This is a genomic window from Lysinibacillus sp. NPDC047702 (assembly GCF_050272555.1).
Lineage (GTDB): Bacteria > Bacillota > Bacilli > Bacillales_A > Planococcaceae > Lysinibacillus.
This window is the reverse complement of the sequence record NZ_JBNNMG010000032.1, coordinates 21,279-45,258: the sequence shown is the minus strand read 5'-3', so window position 1 is coordinate 45,258 and position 23,980 is coordinate 21,279. Positions and strand designations below refer to the sequence as shown.

The 23,980-nt window shown below is 34.6% G+C and carries 19 protein-coding genes and 2 pseudogenes; 9 read left to right on the top strand and 12 right to left on the bottom strand.

Annotation, left to right across the window (positions count from 1 at the left end; translation table 11 throughout):
• Positions 1 to 29: 29 nt before the first annotated feature.
• On the bottom strand, positions 30 to 1,088 hold the full coding sequence (locus ACQKIM_RS15755; RefSeq protein WP_427545526.1) for an S-layer homology domain-containing protein: 1,059 nt from the start codon (positions 1,086 to 1,088) through the stop codon (positions 30 to 32).
• A gap of 277 nt (positions 1,089 to 1,365) precedes the next feature.
• Here ACQKIM_RS15755 and ACQKIM_RS15750 point away from each other — a divergent pair, with 277 nt between their 5' ends.
• Complete coding sequence (locus ACQKIM_RS15750; protein ID WP_427545524.1) at positions 1,366 to 2,007, top strand: hypothetical protein; 642 nt, start codon at positions 1,366 to 1,368, stop codon at positions 2,005 to 2,007.
• 191 nt (positions 2,008 to 2,198) lie between these two features.
• Complete coding sequence (locus ACQKIM_RS15745) at positions 2,199 to 3,098, top strand: 3-hydroxyacyl-CoA dehydrogenase (RefSeq protein ID WP_427545522.1); 900 nt, start codon at positions 2,199 to 2,201, stop codon at positions 3,096 to 3,098.
• Between the two features lie 926 nt (positions 3,099 to 4,024).
• Here ACQKIM_RS15745 and ACQKIM_RS15740 read toward each other — a convergent pair.
• On the bottom strand, positions 4,025 to 4,522 hold the full coding sequence (locus ACQKIM_RS15740) for an N-acetyltransferase family protein (RefSeq protein ID WP_427545520.1): 498 nt from the start codon (positions 4,520 to 4,522) through the stop codon (positions 4,025 to 4,027).
• Positions 4,523 to 4,611: 89 nt separating this feature from the next.
• Here ACQKIM_RS15740 and ACQKIM_RS15735 point away from each other — a divergent pair, with 89 nt between their 5' ends.
• The gene (locus ACQKIM_RS15735) at positions 4,612 to 5,166 is read left to right on the top strand and encodes a DinB family protein (protein WP_427545518.1); all 555 of its coding nucleotides are present in this window, start codon (positions 4,612 to 4,614) and stop codon (positions 5,164 to 5,166) included.
• An 80-nt stretch (positions 5,167 to 5,246) separates the two neighbouring features.
• Here the strand turns inward: ACQKIM_RS15735 and ACQKIM_RS15730 are convergent, their stop codons facing one another.
• On the bottom strand, positions 5,247 to 6,095 hold the full coding sequence (locus tag ACQKIM_RS15730) for a pyridoxamine kinase (protein WP_427545541.1): 849 nt from the start codon (positions 6,093 to 6,095) through the stop codon (positions 5,247 to 5,249).
• Positions 6,096 to 6,273: 178 nt separating this feature from the next.
• Between ACQKIM_RS15730 and ACQKIM_RS15725 the strand changes: the two genes are divergently transcribed.
• Together ACQKIM_RS15725 and ACQKIM_RS15720 are read left to right on the top strand one after the other, a co-directional pair.
• Positions 6,274 to 6,825 carry an ECF transporter S component gene (locus ACQKIM_RS15725; protein ID WP_427545516.1) on the top strand — a complete coding sequence of 184 codons (552 nt, stop codon included), beginning with the start codon at positions 6,274 to 6,276 and terminating at the stop codon, positions 6,823 to 6,825.
• A gap of 128 nt (positions 6,826 to 6,953) precedes the next feature.
• A complete protein-coding gene (locus ACQKIM_RS15720) occupies positions 6,954 to 7,394 on the top strand; it encodes a cell wall hydrolase (RefSeq protein ID WP_427545514.1) in 441 nt (146 codons plus the stop codon).
• Positions 7,395 to 7,706: 312 nt separating this feature from the next.
• Here ACQKIM_RS15720 and ACQKIM_RS15715 read toward each other — a convergent pair whose 3' ends face one another.
• The 5 genes from ACQKIM_RS15715 to ACQKIM_RS15695 all read right to left on the bottom strand — a co-directional run bounded on the left by ACQKIM_RS15715 (position 7,707) and on the right by ACQKIM_RS15695 (position 14,781).
• Positions 7,707 to 9,188: a DUF7309 domain-containing protein gene (locus tag ACQKIM_RS15715; protein WP_427545512.1), complete on the bottom strand. Its 1,482-nt coding sequence runs from the start codon at positions 9,186 to 9,188 to the stop codon at positions 7,707 to 7,709.
• A 582-nt stretch (positions 9,189 to 9,770) separates the two neighbouring features.
• Positions 9,771 to 10,277 (bottom strand): hypothetical protein, encoded by a 507-nt coding sequence (locus ACQKIM_RS15710; RefSeq protein ID WP_427545510.1) that lies wholly within the window; start codon positions 10,275 to 10,277, stop codon positions 9,771 to 9,773.
• Positions 10,278 to 10,379: 102 nt separating this feature from the next.
• Positions 10,380 to 12,527: a DUF262 domain-containing protein gene (locus ACQKIM_RS15705; RefSeq protein WP_427545508.1), complete on the bottom strand. Its 2,148-nt coding sequence runs from the start codon at positions 12,525 to 12,527 to the stop codon at positions 10,380 to 10,382.
• Between the two features lie 21 nt (positions 12,528 to 12,548).
• Positions 12,549 to 14,246 (bottom strand): DUF262 domain-containing protein, encoded by a 1,698-nt coding sequence (locus tag ACQKIM_RS15700; protein ID WP_427545506.1) that lies wholly within the window; start codon positions 14,244 to 14,246, stop codon positions 12,549 to 12,551.
• 349 nt (positions 14,247 to 14,595) lie between these two features.
• The gene (locus ACQKIM_RS15695) at positions 14,596 to 14,781 is read right to left on the bottom strand and encodes a hypothetical protein (RefSeq protein WP_427545504.1); all 186 of its coding nucleotides are present in this window, start codon (positions 14,779 to 14,781) and stop codon (positions 14,596 to 14,598) included.
• Between the two features lie 355 nt (positions 14,782 to 15,136).
• On the opposite strand from ACQKIM_RS15695, the gene ACQKIM_RS15690 reads away from it, so the two are divergent.
• From ACQKIM_RS15690 to ACQKIM_RS15675, 4 genes and pseudogenes are all read left to right on the top strand, one after another.
• Complete coding sequence (locus tag ACQKIM_RS15690; protein WP_427545502.1) at positions 15,137 to 16,423, top strand: plasmid pRiA4b ORF-3 family protein; 1,287 nt, start codon at positions 15,137 to 15,139, stop codon at positions 16,421 to 16,423.
• 118 nt (positions 16,424 to 16,541) lie between these two features.
• A pseudogene (locus ACQKIM_RS15685) lies at positions 16,542 to 16,777 on the top strand (transposase); the annotation flags it as partial.
• Positions 16,778 to 16,827: 50 nt separating this feature from the next.
• Entirely contained in the window at positions 16,828 to 17,076 is a 249-nt protein-coding gene (locus ACQKIM_RS15680) for a hypothetical protein (protein ID WP_427545501.1), read from the top strand.
• A gap of 24 nt (positions 17,077 to 17,100) precedes the next feature.
• Positions 17,101 to 17,241, top strand: a pseudogene (locus tag ACQKIM_RS15675) (RlpA-like double-psi beta-barrel domain-containing protein); the annotation flags it as partial.
• A 290-nt stretch (positions 17,242 to 17,531) separates the two neighbouring features.
• Here ACQKIM_RS15675 and ACQKIM_RS15670 read toward each other — a convergent pair.
• The 4 genes from ACQKIM_RS15670 to ACQKIM_RS15655 all read right to left on the bottom strand — a co-directional run bounded on the left by ACQKIM_RS15670 (position 17,532) and on the right by ACQKIM_RS15655 (position 23,461).
• Positions 17,532 to 18,470, bottom strand: a complete 939-nt coding sequence (locus ACQKIM_RS15670; protein WP_427545540.1) for an alpha/beta fold hydrolase — start codon at positions 18,468 to 18,470, stop codon at positions 17,532 to 17,534.
• 1,045 nt (positions 18,471 to 19,515) lie between these two features.
• Entirely contained in the window at positions 19,516 to 20,637 is a 1,122-nt protein-coding gene (locus tag ACQKIM_RS15665; protein ID WP_427545499.1) for an AAA family ATPase, read from the bottom strand.
• Positions 20,637 to 21,803 carry a hypothetical protein gene (locus tag ACQKIM_RS15660; RefSeq protein WP_427545497.1) on the bottom strand — a complete coding sequence of 389 codons (1,167 nt, stop codon included), beginning with the start codon at positions 21,801 to 21,803 and terminating at the stop codon, positions 20,637 to 20,639. Before ACQKIM_RS15660 ends, ACQKIM_RS15665 begins: the two co-directional genes overlap by 1 nt.
• Before the next feature lie 11 nt (positions 21,804 to 21,814).
• Complete coding sequence (locus tag ACQKIM_RS15655; RefSeq protein ID WP_427545495.1) at positions 21,815 to 23,461, bottom strand: hypothetical protein; 1,647 nt, start codon at positions 23,459 to 23,461, stop codon at positions 21,815 to 21,817.
• Positions 23,462 to 23,980: the final 519 nt, after the last annotated feature.

Sequence of the window (23,980 nt, the reverse complement as noted above, 5' to 3'; positions counted from 1 at the left end):
AATGTGGATTGCTTCTTTTTTATTTAAAACTATTCTTCTTCACCTGCTAGCAATAATGTCAGCGATAAAATTTTTGAAAACTGCGCACGTGTAAGATTGCCCTTTGGATTAAATTTACCATTTGCCCCATCGATTATGCGTAATTGCTGTAAAACACTGATTGCTTCCACAGCTTCCTTACGCATTTGATCCTTATCTGTAAAGGTGTTATTCTTGCTCACTTTGCTTAAATCAAATTCAATTGCTTCTAGGTAGCTAGCTGTTACATAGGCCATTTCCTCACGCGTAACAGGTTTATTCGGCTCAAATTTATCTCCATCAAAAATATCAATTAAGCCATACTCCTCTAAAATAGCAACCTCTTTTGCACCCCAGAAGCCATTCAAATCACTATATGTAGCTGGACTCTCATAATCCTCATTAACATCAAATCCTGCGGCATTGAAAATCATTGAAGCTAATTGTCCACGTGTTACCTGTCCATTTGGATTAAAGGTTGTAGTAGAAGTCCCTTTAATAATATCTGCTTGATAAAGTAATTGGATATAGCTCTCAGCCCAATGTCCGATTGTATCTGTGAAATAACCACCTGGTTTTAATTCCATATCTGCACGACTAAATACCATCATCATATTATTTAAGCCTTGTGCGTCCAATGCTTCCCATTTCCCAGCTGCAAACACTTCCGCTTTGAAGCTATTACCAGATTGAGTAATTCGCATTTGTATAGCGTCACCAAATAATTTTTTAAATCCTTCAATCTCTGTCTTAAATGCCTGTTCCCCTTCTGGATATAAGTTTGTTCCATCTGTATAGGATTGCATTATAGCTGCTAACGAAATCTTCACTGTAATACTATTTGGTGTTGATACTAAAGTTAGCTCATCACCTAAAACTGCCTTCGAGAGCAAAAATATTTTGTAAACATCTTGATAGGACATAGATTGCAGTTGATTAGTTGCGGCTACAATTTGTTTAGGATGAATAATGCTACTAACCTCACTATTTTCTTGCGCATTTGCCTGTAAGCCAAAGCCTCCTGTAAAGCATACAATACTAAGAGCCCCAGCTAAAATTGTTTTTTTCATTCCTCTTTCTCCTCTCCATTCTTAAAGTCCGTGTACTAAAACAGTAGTTAGTAAATCTATAAAATTATGTAAATTATTCAAAATTCTAAAATAGTCCTATATTTTAGAATGGTGTGGATGTAAAAAGTTAGTGTATTATAGTAATCTTTGGCTTGTCTATATATGTAATGTATCTAGATTATAATTTCAAATATAGGATTATTTTGCTATTATAATTGTAACATTAACTGTCATATTGAAATGACTACATATTATTAAATGAAAGGAAGTTTAATACTTGATCAATATATCAGCAGTAATATTTATACTAAGCGGTTTAATAGCTGCGATTTTTCTGCTTCTTGCCATTTTTAATTTTATAAAATTGGATAAAATCAAAGCTGTTAAAATGTTAAAATTTACAGGCATCTCGATCGTCATTTTTATTTTGTCTTTTATTGCAGTAGGAGAACTATCACAAAATAATGCTGAAACTTCTGAAAAAGAGAAGCATGAAGAAAAACCTGTAGCGAAGATTGAGACAGTAGACGATGGCACTTGGCAAGATAAAGTGAAAGAGATTGCTGCGCTTAACAATACTTCTACTGAAAAATTCGATACTATCGTAGCTTACGCTAAAAAATATCCTTCGACAAAGGCTGAAATTAAAGAATTTGAGAATTACATAATAGCTGAATATACAAACAAAGAATATTTAGCTGATATAAAAGATGAGGCCTATTTATTAGGCAATATTTTTAAGGCATATGTAATTAATAGATACTATGGGGATGAAGAAACACCTATTAATGATTTTGTCTATGGATTTTATCAAAATTCCAATAATGTTTTGAGAGGTATCGAATCAAGCAATAGCAATACAATAAAATATAATGAACGCCAAATGGATAAAGCGCTAGTAGCCATTGAAAACCCATGAAATGTCACTTTTTTTGTGACATTTTTTTTATGAAAAGGATTTTAAAAGCCAAATTCTTTATATCATTATAATAAATGAGTCTTTCATTTGATTTTTTTATATAGGAAGAAGTAGTATGTAGTTGTAACAAAAGAGGCATTACATATCCACACTATTATATTAATGTAATAATATCAGAGGAGGAGTTTATGATGAATTATCAAAACATTGCAGTTGCAGGTAGCGGAGTATTAGGTAGTCAGATTGCCTATCAAACAGCTTTTAAAGGCTTTAATGTAACGGTTTACGATATTAATGATGAAGCTTTAAAAAATGCGCAAGATCGTATCACAAAATTAAAACCATTTTATCAGCAAGATTTAGGAGCAACACAGGAAGAAGTAGATGCGGCATATGCACGTCTAACATTTAAAAGCGATCTTGCGGAAGCGGTTTCAAATGCTGACCTTGTCATCGAAGCAATACCTGAAGTGATCAAAATTAAAACTGAATTTTACACTAACCTTGGCAAAGTAGCTCCTGCAAAAACTATTTTTGCGACAAATTCTTCTACTTTATTGCCAAGCCAATTCGCTGAAGCAACTGGCCGTCCAGAAAAGTTTTTAGCACTTCATTTCGCAAACACAATTTGGAAAAACAACACTGCTGAAATTATGAAACACCCAGGCACAGATATGAAGGTATTCGACGAGGTCGTAGCATTTGCACGTGCAATCGGCATGGTTCCTCTACCATTATATAAAGAGCAGCCAGGCTATATTTTAAATTCATTACTCGTACCATTTTTAGATGCGGCTGAATCGCTATTAGTCAAAGAGGTAGCAGACCCTGAAACAATCGATAAAACGTGGATGATTGGTACAGGTGCTCCACTCGGTCCATTCGCCATCCTAGACATTGTTGGTATTAACACTGCTTATAACATTGTAGAAGCAAAAGCAACTGCTTCAGGCGATGAAAACATGAAAAAACTCGCTGCTCTGTTAAAAACAGAGTATATCGACAAAGGTAAACTCGGTCGCGCAACAGGCGAAGGCTTCTACAAATACCCAAACCCAAGCTTCGCAAAACCTGATTTCTTAAAAGGCTAATTATCAAACGATGCACATAGCTATAAACGCTGTGCATCGTTTTTTCTAGGCTTGAGTTGCTCGGCGTGATTTCAATCTCTAGATGGCTCTGGAGCAAATTAAATCGGATCTCACATTAAATTGATCGGGTTTGCCATTTTTTGATCACCTTCTATAACAAACTGCTCGGGTCGACTTACTAACTGATCCGCTTTCACCACAAACCGCTCGGGTCGACTCTCTTATTGATCCGCTTCCACCACAAACCGCTCGGGTCGACTCAGTAATTGATCCGCTTCCACCTCCAACCTCTCGAGTCGACTCTCTTATTGATCAGCTTCCACCACAAACCGCTCGGGTCGACTCTCTTATTGATCAGCTTCCACCACAAACCGCTCGGGTCGACTCACTTATTGATCCGCTTCCACCACAAACTGCTCAGGTCGACTCACTAACTGATCCGCTTACACCTCCAACCGCTCGGTTCGACTCACTAATCGATCCGCTTACACTACAAACCTCTCGGGTTACACTATAAATTGAGTGGCTTTTACCACATACTGATTGGCTATAGTTTTTTTGATCAATTCCTATCACTAGGAGCAACGTTTCCCTAAATTTCTATAACAGATTCTGGTTAAACGCATAATATAAACCAATACAAAGAATTACCGATTGGAGGAATTATTATCAGCAGTAATAAAATTGCATCGACCAATGTTGTACTGACCATCCTGCTTTTTTTAGGCATCACATATTATTATTTTTACAACCAATCACCCATTCAAATTGAACGCTTAGGTAATATTGGATATTGGCTGGCTTTCCCATTGTCCACAATTAATATACTGGTGAGTTTTAAGCTGCTGAAAAATAAGGCACGTAACACTCAAGACTCCTTATAACCTGCAAAACTCCAAATTGCAGTGAAATTTGGAGTTTGCAAGTTAAAGAAATAAAATCATATAATCCTCATCAACATACTGCTGACCTATTTTTAATGCCCTTTTTTCTGTTCCAAAAACCTCAAATCCCAAAGAAGTATACAACCTTTTTGCTGAGGTATTTGTAGACACAACCGTTAAATTAATCTGCTCCATTCCCTCTAATTCCTTTGCCTTATTGATGATTTCGACCATTAAATATCTACCAATACCATGCCCACGCATTTTTGGAGAAACATAAACAGCAAAGATACTCGCCTTATGCCTTAACTTCTGCTTACTTTCTTGTACTAGCGATGCAACACCCACTAATTCTTCGTTGTAGAATGCTCCAAATGTGTAAGAACCCTGTGATTCTAACCTCTTTGCAAATTGCTCAAGGGTAAAATCTTTTTCCTCCTCAAAGCTAGAACCAAATGCCTCTGGATTAATTTGTAGCCCATCTAATCTTATACCCCGATATATGTCAGCCTCTGCTGCACTTAACATTCTAATATCCATGCTTTTTCCTCCAAAAAATCTATTTTATATGTACATCCACCACCATTTTCCCTAAAATGGAAATAACAGCAAAAAAAGGAGAACTTACAATGAAATCTATCAGTATGTTGAAGCATTTTCATACCCTGCAAGAGCAAAGATCTCATTATATCCCTTCCATTCATGCACTCTCACAGAAAGAGCTATGGTATCGCGGCGAGGATGGGAAATGGTCTATTGGTGAACACTTTTACCATCTTTATTTAATCGTTAGAATGCTTAAAACAGCAACTACATGTTCCCTATTCCTCACTCCTTACGCAAAAATGCGAAGAAGTAAGCCCTTCGCCACAGAAATACATGATATTTATGAAGAATATAAACATAAAAAAGGGAAAGGTATGAAGGCTCCAGGAATATTAGTGCCACCTAAGAAAATACGATTTACCTTAAGCAGTAAAGATATTGAGCAATTTTTAGTTAACGACACAATGGCTATGAAAAGATTGGTGAAAGATATCGAGGAGAATGTCGCAGGGCATATCATTTTCCCAGATCCTATTGCACATTATCCAAATCTTATTCAAGCTATTCAATTACTTGCTATACATGAAAGACATCATTTTGAGATTACAGAAAAATTGATTGGAGCTAATAGACTATAACTTAAGCATTTCATGTTTCGAAGTGACCTAAAAAAATCAATGCAAAGTCAATTTTTTTAGGTCATCTCTATGTAAAATCTCTAAAGCAGCAATCGCAAAAACTTTTCAAAATGCACGCCTGCCTCACGCGGAACTTGCTCCTTAGATGTTGTGTCAATAGCAGCAGCTAAAAACGTCTCCGCAAGCTTCATCGACTTCACTAAATCTTGTCCTCGCATCATGCCACCCATAATAACGGATGCAAACAAATCACCTGTGCCTGAATAACTTTCACCATTATAATCGCGGATACTATGAAAAGAACGCTCTGCATCGACATACATATTGCCCACATAACGCTTGCCTTTTTCTACTGGTGGTGGATTCAAACCGGTAATTATAACGTTCGCCCGAGTCATCTGCTGAAGCTGTTGACCTGCGTCCTCAAGTGCCTGAATATAATCTAAATCATTGTCATAACTCTGAAGCTTTTCATACGCTAAACCAGTAAGCAAGCAGCATTCTGTAACATTTGGCGTAATAATATCAGCACACTTTACTAACTCTTTCATACGATTAAGTAGCTCACCGGTAAACATTTTATAGACCTCGCCATGATCACCCATCACAGGATCTACAAGCAATGTCGTTTCGTTTGAGTGAAACACATTTAAAAAACGAAAGATATTATCAATTTGCTCCTTACCTGTGACAAAGCCTGTGTGAATACCATCAAAGGTTGCACCAAGCTTGCTCCATTCATCCACAAAGTAGTCCATCCTTGACGTTAAATCCTCACAATAAAAGCTCGAATACCCTGTTTGAGCGGTTAAAATTGCAGTCGGCAAAGGCACTGCCTGAACACCCATCACAGATAGCACAGGCATCGCAGCCGTTAATGAGCACTTCCCAAAGGATGACATATCCTGAATTACAGCAACTTTTTTCATCATATATTCCACCTAACTAATCATGCTTATACTCTACCCATCGTATCACAATTAGAAAGCAGCGAAAATAATCTTAATCTGACCCCTAACTTTTTTATAAAATTGGCACTTTTACAACAGTCAGTCCTTTGCTAAAGTAAAAATCATCAAAATATTCATCATAGTGAGGAAGATACAGATGCAAAATATACAAAGGCAATCCTATACAAAATCTCGCACTAAAACATTTGATTTAGTGATTACAGCCATTTTAGCAGCACTGGTTTTCGTGGCAACAATGTTTATCAACCTTAAATTGCCGTTCGGTCAAGGTGGGCTTATTCACTTAGGTACATCCATGCTTTTCATCAGCGCAATTTTATTCGGTCCTAAAAAAGGCGCATTTGCTGGAGCAATTGGAATGGGCTTATTCGATATCGTAGGCGGTTGGTTAATTTGGGCACCAACTACTATTATTTCGCGCGCATTACAGGGCTTTATCGTTGGTAAAATTGCTTGGTCAAAAGGATATAAAGGTGAAAATATTGGATTAAACATTTTAGGAGCAGTCGTGTCAATGCCTGTGATGATCGCCGTTTACTATATTGGGCAAGCAATTATGTTTAATAGCTGGATTGCACCGTTGGCATCCATTCCCGGAGATGTCATTCAAAACATTGTCGGCTTAATCATCGCGATTCCTGTATGTGTCGTACTGAAGAAAACACCATACTTTAAAAGAAATTTTTAATGGAAACATGCCATCCTGCTGTTTTTCTCACAGCATTGATGGCGTTTTTTATATAAAACAGGGCAAATTTCAAGATAATGTGAAATTAGCCTCTGCCTTTTTCATACTATATGGTGGAGGTGGTAATAATGCCAAGAGTAAAATACCGCGATGCAGATGTTGCCTTAATGGCTAGGATGATGAGGGCTGAGGCTGAAGGTGAAGGACAGCAAGGAATGCTATACGTGGGCAATGTTATTGTAAATCGAGCTGTTGCATCTTGTTTAGACTTCAACGATGTTAGAACAATCGAGCAAGTCATTTACCAGGTGCAAGGAGGTAACTTTTCGTTTGAAGCCGTACAAAAGGGCAATATGTTTTACCAAAGAGCGAGAGAAACTGAAAAAAGATTAGCGAAACAGAACTTAGACTACTGGCGACAACATCCAGCAAAATATGCACTTTGGTACTTCAATCCATATGCCCCATGTCCCCCAACTTGGTATGGCCAACCGTTTACTGGGCAATTTAAGAACCATTGTTTCTATGAACCAGCACCTGAAACTTGTGATAGTGTTTATATGGGGTAGGGTCTTATTTTGATTTATAGTGCCTAATTTTTAGTGGGAACTACCACCTGAATAATTGGTGTTCCCTTTTTCTTATCTTAAAATTATTTCATTGTTTTTAAATTTACTTTCGGAACAAGTGGTATTTTATTCTTTTGCATGAGAAAACACTTTCATTTTGATATGCTCCCCATTAGGTAGACAGATGAAAAATACAATCTGTTTATTTAATGGGGAGTATATCACCGAGAATTTATTTTTCATGCTTACAACGACCATTTTAAAAACCACACATTTCTTACTAATGTCAGAAATGTGTGGTGTGGTTATTCACTATTCTTCAAAAAGATCCACCGGCATAGTTTCCATAAATTCCCTCAGTTCTCGAATACCAGGAAGCTCACTTTCTACAAGTTCTACACCTAGAATTTTCGCAAGCGGTTGAAGCATCGGTCTTACCTCTTTAGAGACAAATATTTTACTTGGTCTTACCTCTAAGCCTTGTAAATATGCCCATAAAATGCTTTGTGCAATTGGTGGCGTTTTAGGCATAGGGAACATTTCGTGTCCAATCACCAAATTGCTTCCTCGTTCAACAAGCATGCCAACAATCGGAAAAACAGTGCGGTTGGTTTGTTCCATTTCTACACCAAAAGGCATGTAAAATAAATCATATTCTAATTGTAACGCACTTTTAGGCTTTTTCTTATATTGTGCTTTCTCAAACATTGAAATTTCCTCGTAGCACTCGTACGTTGGCTTTGAGACTTGAAGCTTCAAAATATAAATTTCTTGTAAATTACCATCCATTTGCACTTTAAACGCTGGATATTCATGTGCAGCTACCTGCGGATATTGCCAGCCAGCCTTCCGAGCCTCTGTTATATTAATCATCGTATCTACAATATCAATTAAAAGCTCTACCTCTGAATAGTTTGGCATTTCAGGATGCGTCCCCTCCTGGTAGCTACGGAATTGAATCCAGTTCTTCTTTCCTCTATACGATAGCCCACAATCTTTTATGAGCTGATAATCTGCTGGTTCTAACTCTTCTCTATCAACATAATTCACAGTTAAAGCATTTAAACTATAAGAAAAATCACTTGATAAATTTTTTTCAAAAAGAATTTTTGCTAAGCTAGCATAACCATATTCCATATCAAAAACCATTAATCCAAACTCTTCACCGGCAGCTCCCATAACAGAAACAAGTACCTTGAAATCCATATCTACATAGTCAATAACAATAATCTCATCATTTTCTAAGTATTGCCACGGCTTTAACTTTTTTAGGTCATTTGTAAGCTCCAATAAAGTAAGATAATCTGGTTCCTGGCTTTCTAGAAAATCTACAAAGCTTTCTACCTCTTCCCTCACCGTTATCCGTTCATTGATTTCCTCGATATTAATCTTGCTTAATTTTCCTGTATGAATATCACCTGCTCCAGCGATACATATAGCTTTTTCTGAATTCATTGGTAATTGAACATAACTATCTAACCGAATAATAAATGATTCATTGGTATCAATAACTTGTGCAATCGCTTCATCACCAGACTTTCGAAACCATTTAATGACCAGCTCATCCTCTGAGTCTAAATCCGTGTCATTTTCAGGTAAAAATAATATCTTTTCTTTATTCACAGATACTTGTCCATCTTTTTTAATCATTTCAAAATCAACATAATCCGAATCATCCAAATCAAAGCTTAGCAATAAAAGCTCATCTAATAAATCAAATCTACTTTCCTCTGGTAACAAAAGCTTTCGATAGATTTTCGGCTTTTTCTTACTTTCTATATGCAGTTGTATCATTATTTAACCTCTTTTCTATTTGTTAAACTGTTGGGATCAAATCATAGCTTAATCTGCCTTCGTCGTCACCAAAAGAAATAAACCTGCTCTCCATTGGTACCATCCACATTGTGAACCACCTTTTAATTATTTCATTGATTATATTTCCGGGCTGCAAGATTCTATATCCTATCTGTTGCCATGCACCTCTTTATCAGCTTTATAAATTAAATAGCGTGGTTGCAAGAAAGATAGTCAAAAAATACTTTCTTGATAATTAATATATCATGCTTTATTGATAATCAAGAAGGTCTTTGATGTTTGCAAAAACTTCCCTTCAAATAATAATATATAAATTATCCCCATGCACACTACCTAAATGATAATTCTTAAGACTTTTTCTACTATATATTTTCTAAAATTCAATTCGTTCACCATTTTGATAGATTCGATCTACTTGTAGATTTAATAAAGCTTTGACAACAAGTGGAAATCTCTCAAAATGTTTAGGGGTGTGGGAAAGCAGAATTGCATCTGTCTTTCCCACACCCCTTCTATTTTGAATCTTACAAATTCCTTATCATTTCATTCATTCTATATTAATTAATTCTCTTCGATAAACATTTTATCTACAATAGATGAATCTTTAGTAAGCCAGAAATTTTTATAAAAATCGCTCAACTCTAATTGAATGTATCCAATTTCATTAATCTCATAATCTTCTCCTACTAGATATCCCCATTCTATCGTTAGCTTATTAATAAAAAGCTTATATAATCTCAATGATAATTCTTCATATTTTTGCACACCACAAACATGAATTTTACCGTGTAAATCCTTTATTGATTTATTTTCTTGTATCCAATGCATACCAAATAACTCTTCTACTTCTTCAATAGGTAATAAATTATAAAAATTATTGAGTGTTTTATCTTCTATTTGGAACTTCTTTATTAAATCTGAATTATATATTTTGATATGGTAGCGATAATAACCTTTATGATTGTCTCTCCTTCTTTGAAATTCTGATTTGCCATAACGTTTCTCATAAAAGGTCAATGAAATTTTAATTCCTCCCTCTTCCCTCAGCTCTTCACTAGTTCTGAACATATGTAAATATGCTCTACAATATCCTAATTGATTCGTACCTCAGTTTCCTCTATTATAGTTATTTATTTTTATAAAAATAAATAACACTTAATTTACCTGTTTTTATACTTTTACAAGCTGCTTATTTAATTTCTCCAACCAATTAAATACTTCAGCTACAGTTTCTATTTCTTGAACTAACGCCCACTCTTGTTTGACTTCATCATATCGTTCTATAACGAATTTCACAGCAATATATGTGATACCATATTCATCGTTAATGAGCATGTATTTATTTGCATAATCAGCACCAACTGAATGTATATACTCAATATTTAAATCCACAAATTTTTCAAGGCTTTGTAAGTATAAAGAATACGTTCTATATTCAGCACAGTAGCCATTCGTTGCATTCGTTTTTAACAATAAAATGACACCATCATCTAGCTTCCGAATATTTCGATTTTCTCCACAATACTCCTTAATAATTTCTGGGTATAAAATAAAATCTGTTCGCCAATCATTCCCAGTAAAATTCGCAATAATATCATTTAATGTATTGTCTACAGGGCTAACATCTAGAGCATCGAGTATCTCCTTCAAATAACATACGTTTTCCTCACGTAAATAGCGTTTCCAGCTGTAATCACGATCAAAATTATCTCGTAAAAACGTATGATTCCGCCCGATTTTCAATAAATAATCACCTATGCAAAGCAATGCACGTGATAATAAAGTAGAGGACACCTCCAAACTTTTCTCTCCAAAAATACGCTTCGCCTTTTCAAAATATTGTAGAAAGCTCTTTTGCCTATCTTGATGATCAATCATCTGATAAACTGTATTGTCAGCAATATCACTAAATTTTAATAAAAAGCTTATCTCTCCTAAGAAATATGGATAATCCTCTACTTTTTCTATTAATGGTTTCCAATTAGAATCAAGCGCTTTTAGCATTGCTTTATTTATTTCTTGCTGTATCTGACTTTGATAGAAGCCCTCTAATTTCATATAACCTGACGCTAAATGCGAATCAATATTATCGACATAATCCTTTAAATTATATAATGCTATAATCGACAAACGATATTCCGATACATTGTTATAAAGCGTGTTTTCAGTCACATTTCGAACATAGCGAAGCCATTTATTTAATGAGTCCGCCTGTAATTGCTGTGCATATTTTACATAGATAACTAAGCTGTATAATTGAATTCGCTCTGTATATGTAACCTGGTCTGATAAATTTCGCTGGAATAAAGCCTCTACATCTATTAATTGGGCATCTGCCAATGAAATAAGCTGCTCAAACTTATTTAAAAAGAGTGCCATTTCCTGCATCCAATCTGAAGCATTTAATTTAGCTGCCTTCAAATCAGTATCTAATAAGGCTATATCATTCTTTTTTAAAAATACATCTAGTATTTCTGTAGATGCGGACTGGCTTGCTACTTGATTTGCCAACATTGTTTTTATCAATTTATAAAAGGCTATATCATACTCTTTTTTTGCGTAACGCCACAATAAATCTGTCCATTTAGTATCTATTTGGATAAAAAAATCCTCTACCTGCTTCAGTGGAATTACTTGTAATTCTTGAATATAGCCTTGTAAACGTGCCTTAAAAATTTCAAATATTGTTAATGGCTTTCCACGCGCATTCATTTTAATATAGAGTGAGTCCTCCAAGTTGAATTTATCTAAATCAATAAAATAAAACTGGATTGTATTACTTTCTAATTGATTTAAAATGGGCTGCTCATATTTTTGATGAATAGCATCAAGCATTACAAGTGACGATTGAACTGTCGGGTCCATTAGCCAACGCTCAAAGAAAGTTGCTTCATTTTTTAGCTGCTCGCTAATCGTTTCCTTGTTAAAGTCTATTTTTTGAATCGTTGTTAAAAACTCAAAAAAATGCTTACTATGCTGTCTTGTTTCATAGGAAAATTTCTCAAATATTTGGTGATACTCTTTCATTTTATTTTCACGCTGCACCACATACCAATGTAATAGATATAATGTAGTTAGCCGCTGTTGCCCATCTAAAGGAGCAAAATGCTGCTCCTCATCTGTTGTGCCATATATAAAATCCAACAAAACAGGTTGGCGCTCATGTAAGCTTCTAAACAATTGGTTTAAAAATTTTTCTCGCACTTCTATAGCTCTCGAATTATCCAAGCCTTGTACATAATCTCTTTGAATAATTGGAATAACAATTTTGTATGTATGAATCAATTTCCAAAAAGTATATACTTCTGCTGTATTCAAACTAGATAACACCTCTTTCGTTTATAAAATCGACTGTAATTCGGTTTCAATTGCTTTTAAATACTCATCACGATCCTGTTTAGACCAATAATTCATATTTTGAATGTTATTACTATAATACTTTAAAAAAACATTTTTCGTACAAGGCGGAATATATGTCCCACTTCTATCTCGCAAAATAATTTCTTTACGTTTTATTGGGAAAATCGCATTTTTATAGGAGCGATTTGTTTGACGATCTAACAGCGTTAAATTCGAGAGCCCATTGATATTAAAATTATCATCACTAAATAAGCTCTCCACTGTTAAAAGTAAGTCCTCAAAGCCAGTCGTTTCCTTCTGGGCAATAAAATCCTTCACCCTTTGTTGTAATGTCAGATCTGTAATTAATCCTTCAAACTCTCCTAATAATGCATTTTGTGCTTCCTTTTCATTAGGTAGCTTACTTTGCAACGCATGAATATGTTCAATATCCCATTCCTCTGTTTTATAGCGTTCAAAATCAAAAAGCTGATTTGACTCTGAATTATTTTGCAATGTAAATATATTGAATAACAATAATGTATTAGCAATTTCCTTTTTATTTTTTGTACAATCCAATTTATCTAAGCTAATATTATGGAAATAACCTGCTATTTTATCTAGTAAAAAATGTTCAAATTGATCCTTATTCATCTTTAAAAATGCTTGAAATAATATTTTTAGTGATACACCCGTTGTTAATAAATACCCTACATAATGATAAAACATCCGGTTTTCATACCATTCCAATAGAGTCTGATACACTTCAAAAATTCGCTTCCAGAGATTTTTAATTACTGTTTCCTTTGAAACTCCCTGTGCTATTTCAGCCTCCATGATTTCATTAAAAACATGGAATGTATGATATTGATCCCATTGTCCATCAATAGTATTTGTTAAGCTAACGACAAGCTCAAAAAGCCATTCAATTCGCGTAGAATATTGGTGTTTACTATTGTTTTGCAAAAAGAACCAAAATTTATCATTTTGCAGGCTATATTCTATCTGATCCCATTGGTTCGATATTTCTAGCTGCTTTAACTGAAGATATTTTTCATCGCTATTGCTATCAGCTAAATGAGTGCTACTTAAAAATAAAGCCTTAATCAGCTCGGCATCATTCAATAGAATCTTCCCACTATTCGTACGAGAAAACAGCTCAATTGGATCTGTTTTCTCATCAATTTCATACCAGATTACCTTTACATTTGCCTTAAGAATTCCAGCAAATTCAGAAATATCATCCGCAAGCTTTTCTTCAATCCAAGCGTCAATTGTTTGATATGCCGTAAGCATATAATAATAATCGATATTATCAACATCTGTATCACTTTTCGTTGTAATATTCTCTAAAAAATCTGCACTCTCCTCACGTGATTGATAACGCAGCTTATACGGCTCATTTTGTCGCTTCATATATGTTGTAAACACCTTTAATATTAAATAAATGGTTGTTAAACGCTGCTGACCGTCGATGAGCTCCCACTGATTTTTCACCTTTTTCACTATCACAGGTTGTAGCCAATATATCTCATCACGTGATTGTTTTTGCAGCATAAATTCATACAGGTCCTCCAGTAATTCTTTTACCTGAATACTAGTCCATCTGTACCCTCTTTGATATGTTGGTATATAAAATGAGTCTTCTAAATTCATTAACTCCCGGATATTTTTACTAGTTAATAATACTTGCTGCATAACTGCACCTCCCCCAATTAATATAATAAATTCTCCATATGTATGAATATTCCTTTTTTTCTTATAATAGAAAAAGGAATGTCTCAACTATGAAATAACAAGAAGCTAATTTTAATTCATTTGATTATCACTCACTTTAACCATCAGTTCTTGAGAAAGCACCTTCATTTTGTATGTCTATCGTACCTGTATATGCTTCTCTTTTATTTGCATAGTTGATTACCAGTGCCTTTTTCAAGCAAAAAATATCCCATACGATAAGTAGATTTTATTCAGTCTATCTTATGGGAACTTATATAATCTTCTGTTACTCTTTTTATTTCTTCAGTTCCAATAATCACTACTCCTATTAGCATTCAGGCATAGGTATGGAGGTAGAGGCAATCACATGGAGTAAATCAGAAGAAAGCGTATTTTGAGACAGCTTTTTCCTTTTACCAAGATTAGTGGGCTTTTCTGCATTATATGGAATCATCCATGATCGCTCATATTTCTTCGCATTTGCTATTCGTCCCTCCGCCAGCAATCGTTGCACTTGCCTGATCGATACTCCTCATTTTTCAGCGATTTCTATGGTGGATATATATTGCATTCAATACCCTCTCTTATTGGAAAATTATAATATCATTGTAGTCGCTTGAACGACGTCTTACAATGAATGATATTAATTATAATGGCAGAGTTTACTTATCTTCTGTAACCTTATAGTGAAGAATTATGTAATAGTCTTTGGAGAAAATACGGGGTATTTAGTAAGGAACAAAATGAAGATTTACAGCCAACAAAGGGATTTTATATGTACAATAAAATAAACTTGGTTCGCATGACTTACATCATACACATTGAATATTGGTCACCATAGTAAATAAAGAAGATGAGGTGCTTTATTAATGAATAGAGAAAGAGGATTGACGATGACAAATACTACTAATATTATAATCACAGACAATTATCCGACAACCATCACAACGGATTTTCTCGAATTTCTGCATTATATAGAAAATATTGAGACTAAGTTAACGAAGACAACGCAGCAAATTACTCGGAAAAACCTTGTAGCAATGTATGGGCTTATGTCTGAGCCCAAGTTAAAGGTTAATGAAATGAGCAATCAAAGCGATTATCCATTATTACATTTATTTTTTCATCTAGCCATGAAATTAGAGCTAGTCCAGAAAAAAGTGAAGGGCAGTGTAGTTGTTGCAGCCATCCAGAAAGAAAATATGACTGTATTCAAAAGCCTGACAAGATCTGAACAATATGTCTCATTACTAAACTGTTTTTGGTTAAAAGTGGATTGGTCTGAAATAAAGGGTAGTCATTATCATCAAGAACCTTATAATGTCCCTTTTCTAATAAGCTATTTAGAAGAGTTTCATATACAGAAAGAACTGAAGTTGCTTAAAGACCGTGAGTTAAATAGATTATTGTATGACTATGGATACTTCCTATTGTATTTTAGTTACTTTGGATTTTGGCATGTCGAGCTGGATGAAGAGCAGAGAAAAGAAAATCGCTATAGAGCTAAATCAATTATATGCATGCCATTATTTAAACAATTAGCAGCGGCCTTACTTGAAGGATGGGAGCAGAAGGAGCAGAATGATGATGGTTTCCTATTTAATATGGGAATGCTATTTGACTTCGACATGATAGAGGATGAAAAAGTAGAGTTGGACAAAACAAATGATGCTATGCCCCAAGCCTCGTTCTTCGAATTATTACAGCCATTATTTAAAGAGGGAGAATTGACAAAGATCTTACACGATAATAAAAAACCAATAGTAACAGGAGAATATTTACTGAAGGTAGCTTTGAATAATTCTTGCTGGCGAACGATACAATTATCTGAAGCTCATACATTATTAGATTTACACCATTTAATTCAACAGGCATTTGATTTTGATGATGACCATTTATATGCCTTTTATATGAATGGAAAAAAGTTCAGTAAAGATTATTATAATTCTCCAAGAGATATTGAGGGACCTTATGTCAATAACATAAAAATTGGGGACTTACATTTATATGAAGGTCAGAAATTTCTTTATTTATTTGATTTTGGCGCTGAGTGGGAATTTTCCATTACGGTCATAACAGTGACAGAGGGTAAAGAAGGTACGCAGGCTTGCATTCGACAACGTAAGGGAGAATCCCCGGATCAGTATGCCTGGTGATGTTTGATAGAGATATATTATAAAAGGAATAGTAATAGTGGTAATGATTGAATTTTGCTTTACAGAAGAAAGCTCATGGGTTGTTGGGAAAGGTTTGGCTTTCCTGATACCCCATTGCATAACAAATGCTTTATTGGCAGATATTACGTATATCCATACAATACATGATGGTTGGTGTTATTTGGCATCGGTATTAGATTGTCACACAAAGAAAATTGTTGGTTATAAATTCGGTCGTAAAATGACGGTTGATTTGGTTTTAGAAGCATTTATAACGCAGTAGCAGCGCAAAATCCAGCGCCAGGACTCATTGTACACATGGATTTAGGTTCTCAATATACAAGTGAAGCTTTCGGCGACCACTAAGTTTAACGTAATATAGACTTCAAGAAGACGAAACAGATTTGCCAGTTATAAAACCAGGTATGACAGTGGTCTATGATGCTTTAGGTGCACCAATAGTAGTTGTTCCAGAAAGTAGAGAATCCATTAATGTTGAAATGAAAGAAATTAGTCCGTTACAAGAAATACTTCCTTTAGCCGCAAAAACAGAATCGGGTAAAGTTTCTTGGTTTGATATTCGGGCAGAAAATTCTATAACATCTGGTCAAAAAGCGGATGATGGTGCAGCTCATAACTCATCACCTTTTTAAACATCTGTTTCTGTAAAATGTAACGATAATTCAAAAACTACAACAGTTAGGATTTTAGATAGAGGACCGTATGTAAACGGAAGAATTTTAGATTTGTCTAAACAATCATTTGGTAAACTACATACTACAAGTACGGGGTTATTTAACGGTACGATTAGTTATTAGTTGGAATGGTTAATAATTCTTTCTGTTTTTCATCTTATTAGCTGGTTTTTTGCCTGTTGTTGTGTCCAAGTCCATTTTCTTCACCTCTCGTATTTTCACTCACTTCTTCTCCTATCGTTAACTCTCTATTGGGCTGCCTTAACGGGCCGTTAAGACAAGCATATACGACGAAGTTGAACTCACTGTGACGTCAATATGAACCGAGTATGAACAAGCAAAAAAATGCCACATCATCATATGCACAGTGAAAAACCGCCCCAAAGGACGGTTTTCATATCACTTATGAACACTTACTTTGCTTCTTTCATAAATTCTCTAAAGTTTTCAGCGATTTCTTTGAATTGAGTATGGTGTAAATAATGTGATCCCTCCATTGAGATCATTTTTCCATGTACAGAATCTTTTACTTGCTCTTCATGCAGTGGAATCCATCCTTCTACGCCTGCATTATTCGCTTGTACAAAGAGAAGAAGAGGAAGATCATTAGGGAACGTCAAGCCTTGAGCCCCTTTAAAATTAGAAGATATATGTTCCATTTCATTCAAGGTAGTGGCATTATACATGTTTTTATTCGAAATCATTTTCATTTGCTCTACGGTTTGAGCATCAAACGCTAGTCCAGCATAGGGGTCAGCACTTACTTTCATGATCAATCTTAAGAGACCTGATTTTTCGACAAATGCAAACGTTTTTACTGGTAATTCAACATCCATACCCGGTTGTGTTGGAACACTGCTATCGATTCCGACAAATGCAGTCACCTCGTCTGGATATTTATTCACATATTCAAGTCCGTAGATACCTGTTATGGAGTGGCCCATTAGCGTAAATTTATCAATATCAAGCTGCTGTAGAGCTTCATGAACTTCACTTACTATATTCTCAGTGCTTCGTTCTTTATCTGTTTCATCACTTAATCCATATCCGAAAGGCTCAATCGCGACAACTTTGTAAAATGGAGATAATTCATCGATAAGCAGCTTAAAATCAAGTGCTGGTGTCGCTGTTCCATAGCCAGGTAGGAGCACGACGGTTTCTTCTCCTTCGCCTTGAATGAAGACATTCATATTTTTTCCGTCTACTGTTACAAACTGACCATAATATTCTATTTTTCCTTGTTCCATTTTATTGCAAACAATATTAACTAGAAAAACAATAGCTAGAAAAAGTACTATGACTACAGCTAAAACTGCTATTATTTTACCTATGATGGTTAACGTTTTTTTCATTATGTTTGCACGAGGTTGTAGAGTGGCAAGCTCGTTTTCTACTTTATACTCGTGCCTCCCCCCTTTCATTATTTATATGTATCTCCAATCCACATCCGTGTATTCCGGCTACCTTTACAAACCGTTAAGTACAGCCTATACAACGAAAGTGTACTCACTATGACAACAATATGAACGGAGTATGAACAAACAAAAAATATTATAGCGTCTAATGCTGTGGAAACTGAATCGTAGCATGGAGAATGTGGTTTGGACAATCTAATTTAGAAGCTCTTTGGAGCCCCTCGCATAACAAGGGGTTTTCAAAAGATACAATAAAAAACCCTTATACAAGGGTTTTGACGTTCATTGAAACTCAATGAAATCATAGTATGGAGACGGCGGGAGTCGAACCATCCGTCTCAGAATATTATTATATCAATGCTTGCGGGGGCATAGATTATATTTAACTACGTTTTTGACTACGAGATATAAAAAAATCGCGAGGGAAAGATTAGTAAAAGATTTATCATTGAAAAACAGGGGTTGTCACATTCTTTTGGAGTAAAATCACATGAAGTTGAAAAGGCAAAAATGTTGTTAAACCAGCGTTTCTACCTTTCACTTTTTATTCATTTTTGGTTAAAAAGGCTCTTTTGGGACAGCCCCTTGTTTAACTAATCTGTGCCATTAGCATAAGAAGTGACTGCTCTTATTGAACAATCGCACCCCATTAGCCATCCATGAAGCGCAAAAAAAAGCACTTCACCACAGAAAATGAAAGATGAATAAGTTCTTTCATGGGAGTTTAAGAAGAACCGAGACGCTTATTCAACAATCGCGCCCGATCGTATAAGGGTGCATGTACGCATTTACAACGTTAAGCACAAAGAAGTTCCAAAATGTAAGTTTGGACACGTTACAAAAAAACACAAATGCTCGAGAAAACGTTTGTGTTTTTCATTTTTTATATTTCTAGAAGCTAAAGTTTTAGCAATCTTTTTCTCTTGCAAAGTTTAATCGACATACCTTCTTATGCACTATAACTTATAAGGAATTGAAATATTTAATTCGAAATTGTAGCATTCAAATTTACAACGACATCTTCTTCTGTAATTAACATCAATGTTTCCTTCGTAATGTGTTCTACACCTTTTTGTAATATTCGTTTTGATTGGTTTAATGTAATGTCATCAAAAAGATTCCGAACGTAACGCCCATTTGCGAACTGTTCATCTTTTTCTTTTATTTGACTCGATATGACTTCTTTCACCTTTTCGAGGGCTTGTCTTTCAGCGATATAATCATTCTTTTCACATGTATATTGGAAAATTTGAAGAAGCTCTTCCAGCATATAGTCATTAAAATGGATAAAAGTATTAAAGCGGGACTTTAACCCAGGATTCGATTGGAAAAATTGATCCATTAAATCGGGATAACCAGCAACAATGACAACTAAATCATCTCGATAATCTTCAAGGGCTTTCGTTAATTCCGTTAAACATTCTTTGCCATAACTATCGCTATTTTCATTTTCAGTAATGCTATAGGCTTCATCGATAAAAAGAACGCCACCCTTTGCAAGCTGAATTAATCGTTTCACTTTAATAGCGGTTTGGCCTTGGTATTCAGCAATTAAATCGGTACGGCTCGCTTCGATAAAATGACCTTTGCTCAATAAGCCAATTTGTTTATACATTTTGCCAATAATGCGAGCAACTGTCGTTTTTGCAGTACCGGGATTCCCTAAAAAGGCCATGTGCAACGTTTTATTAGAGCGTTTCAGTCCATTCTTTTCCCTTAAATATTGAATTTTATTGTAATCCATTAAATCGCGAACCTGCTGCTTCACGTTTTCTAACCCAATAAGTTCATATAGTTGTGTGAGTAGTTGCTCTAATGAATAATTAGATGTACTTTTTAAATTTTCGTATAGCTCATCCACACGGGAAGATCCTAAATATTTGTAAAGCAATTCAATAATTTGTTCTTGCTTTAGACCAATTTTGACTAACGATTGATTTTGATGCAATACGCCAATTTTTTTAACGAACATTAAAATCGCTCGCTCATTTTTATCAGCACTTATTTCTATAATTAATTTTTCGAAATCAGATTGTTCCCCTACTAATTGATCAAGCTTCTTCCCAACTTTTTGCAGTTGAAGCTGATAATTCTCAGAAATCATTACAACACCCCGCTAATGAGTAAAATAATGAGGATTAATAAAATACCTAGTCCTGAATAAGAAATGATTTTTGTCATTTTTAATTTTTTCGAGAGATTTCCGACTAATTGATTTAGGTCTGCAAGTTCCTTTTCGTGCTTCGAAAACTCTTTTTCAAAATATACCGTCACATTTTTGTTTTCGTCCTCGATTTTTTTATGTAATGCCTCTATATCTTGTTCCCCTTGATTTTTAAATGCTTGAAATTCCGCTACAATCGTCGCAATATTTTCAGCAAATTTTTGTACATGGCTATCCATTGTCGTATTCAACTTTTCGAAATCGACGGCAATATCTTCCTTATAGTTGTAAAAGCATTGCTTATGATCTTCGAATTCTTTCACTAAAAGGTTAGTCGTTGTCACGTTTTTCACACTAGCAGTTTGCAGTTGCATTAAAAGACTTTCTTGCTGAGCTACTTTTTCTTCGACTGATTGGATTTGTACTTGGATTGAAGTTTTAAGCTCTTCTAAGTTCTTTTTATAAAGGGCAACGATTACTTGAAGCTCATTTGTGTCTTCTGATAATGTCGTTAATTGCTGTTGGTGAGTATTCACTGTCGCATCGATGCCATTTAAGCCCATTTGTAAATGAGATAAGGTCTCGAACATTGCATCGATATTTTTTAAATGTTTTAGCGTTTCTAATTCTTTCTTAAATTTTTTTAGGCTATTAATAACAAGTTCTTGCTGGCCTACTAATAAATCAATGTTCGTTTGATTTTTTTGAATTTCTACATTGCTTTTTTGAATTTCATTGATGCCATATACTGCCTTGCGATTTGCTTCTTCCGCTGCTTTGACGGATGCGACAATTTTTAAAATGTATTCTTTATTTAAAAGTGAAAAGGTTTCATATACATTTTTAAATTCTTGAATCGTTCTTAATAACACTTTATTTTGGAGAATCATTTTATCTTGGATTTTTTCGGTTAAGTCATTGATATCACTAACTTTAATATCTTGTTTAAACCATTTGAACAATCCTTCTGCTTCTTTGAAAGTTGGTAGACTTGATTGTTCTGGTATATTCTCACTAAATTCTTTTAGTTCGTTAATTTTTTTTAGAAAACGTTCCGGGTTAACCGATAATGCTGTTGTTTGTTCTTCTCTGTTGGAAATCGTCATTTGTGTTCTCCTTATAGTAAATCTTCAAGCTCTTTTTGAAGTTTTAATAATCTCGCTTGTGTTTCGTCTATTACTGGTCGTTGTTCTGCTACATCGGTTACGTCTTTTTTAAAAATATTATGAAGGGATTGTTTAATCGTATTATTTGCGTAAGCATTCGTTTCAAAAATTTCCTTCATCGCCTTTTCTTTTACCCTCGTAGCATTCTCTTCCGCAACAGCAACTTGGATATCCTGAATATTTAAAATTTGATTGTTTTGATCAATGACCGCTTGTGCTTGTTGTGCATCTAATTTTTTTGAGATAAATTTATCGATTAAATTCAAAATGATTGCGCCTATGACACCGGATACTAAACTTGCTAAAAATAATCCAATGATATTGGCTAACGTTCCCATTAATGGAATGGGGGTTTGAAAGCCTGGGACAGTTAATAAAAATTTCTCAAACACTTCGCCTAAAAATATTGCGCTACCACCTGTTAATGCAGCTGTAATAATTTTACCGACATGCGCTACTTTGACAGATAGCAGTTTATTACGATTATTTTTATCTCGCAAATAATGAATGGCTTCCATTAAAGAAGAAATCCCTTGTTTAATCAAACTTGCCAATTTTTTAAACATACTGACAATTGGTCCAAAGATTTCTGAAATAATCGTACTAATGAAGGTAGAAGCACCAGTTTTTAAAAAACTTATAAATTCAGAGAAGAAGGATTTTAACGATTGCATCATTTCTTCTAAAAATAATTTGAAAGATTTCGATTTTAGCTTTAAAAATCGAATTAACCCATTCATGATGTCTTTCGAAAGCGCAAATAAAGCCGAAACGAGCATTGTTTTTAGTGCATCTTTCCCAGCCTTTTTCCCAGCTTCTTTAGCGGCATTTTTTCGAATGTCTCGGTTAATTGCTTTGCGTGCTTCTTTGTCTGCTTGCTTCATCAATTCATCAGCAGCATCGAGCTTGTCGTTTAATCGTTTATTAATTTTTGCCTTTTTGGCACGTTTTTCTGCATCCGACAAGTTCGATTCATCAATCTTCTTATTGGCTCTTTCGTTTTGTTTAATAAGATCGGCTTCTCGTTCGTTCCGCTTTTCAATATATTCCTGATTACTTTTCGCACCTTTACTTTTGTTTAGTGATTCATTCGTTGGCTTTAAGTTTTCTTTTTTGTTCGCAAGCTCTGAAACACTCATATTTGCTTGCTTTCTTCGTCGGTTTTCATAAAGTTCTTTTCGAGGAACAACATGATCTAAATTCGCCTTATCGCTCGCTTTCAAATCTTTACCGGTATAGGTATCTTTTAAGGTACCTACCTTTTGTTGATTAGCCATTTCTTTATTAGCAACCCTATAGGCAGGGTCTTGCAAGACTGAATCTTTGATGTCACTGTAGCCTCCCGGATGCTTTCGATCATACTTTTGAATTAACGTCTCATTTGTAATATCTAACCCGATTTGATTGCCAAATTGTTTCCATACTTCGTCTAAAATGACTTTTCCTAAATTTTCAGGATTTTTTAATACTTCTTTGTCATTTTCAAGTAATTCTAAGTCTTTAAAGCTATCTTCTAATTGTTGGGCTAGAAGTTCTTCCGCTTCGTCCAAATTTAACACATCACCTTCTAATACCATTAGGTCGTTTTTATTAACCATTGCTTATGAGTCCTTTCCGAAATAAATATATGTATGAAACATATTTTCTAAAGCTTATAGCTTTTTGTTTATAATGAATTGTTTTTTCACCAAATATTTCTTTTTTATAGGGTTTTAGACATTAAAGTCCCACCCATTATATCATCTAAAATTCAAAATTATATGAAATGGTCTAAACGATAAGCCAAAGTTTTTCCTATAGTGATAATACCTTTATATTATTAAATTCGACCATAAAAAACAAACTCATATGATAGGACTTGTCCTTTTTTAATCTATATTTGGTCACCGATATCATAACAGTACACATCATTAATCTATTTAAAGTAATCGATATCAAAATAAATAATTGAAAATGGGATATTGGTATTCTCCGTGTTTTTCAGATCCTTAACGGTATAAATCCGCATTTTTCTGAAGCTATCCCCAAAAAATATAACTATTTTACTATGGTTTGAAGACTTCTATATTTTTATTTTACTTAACAACCATATTATACAAATTATAACAACTATGAAG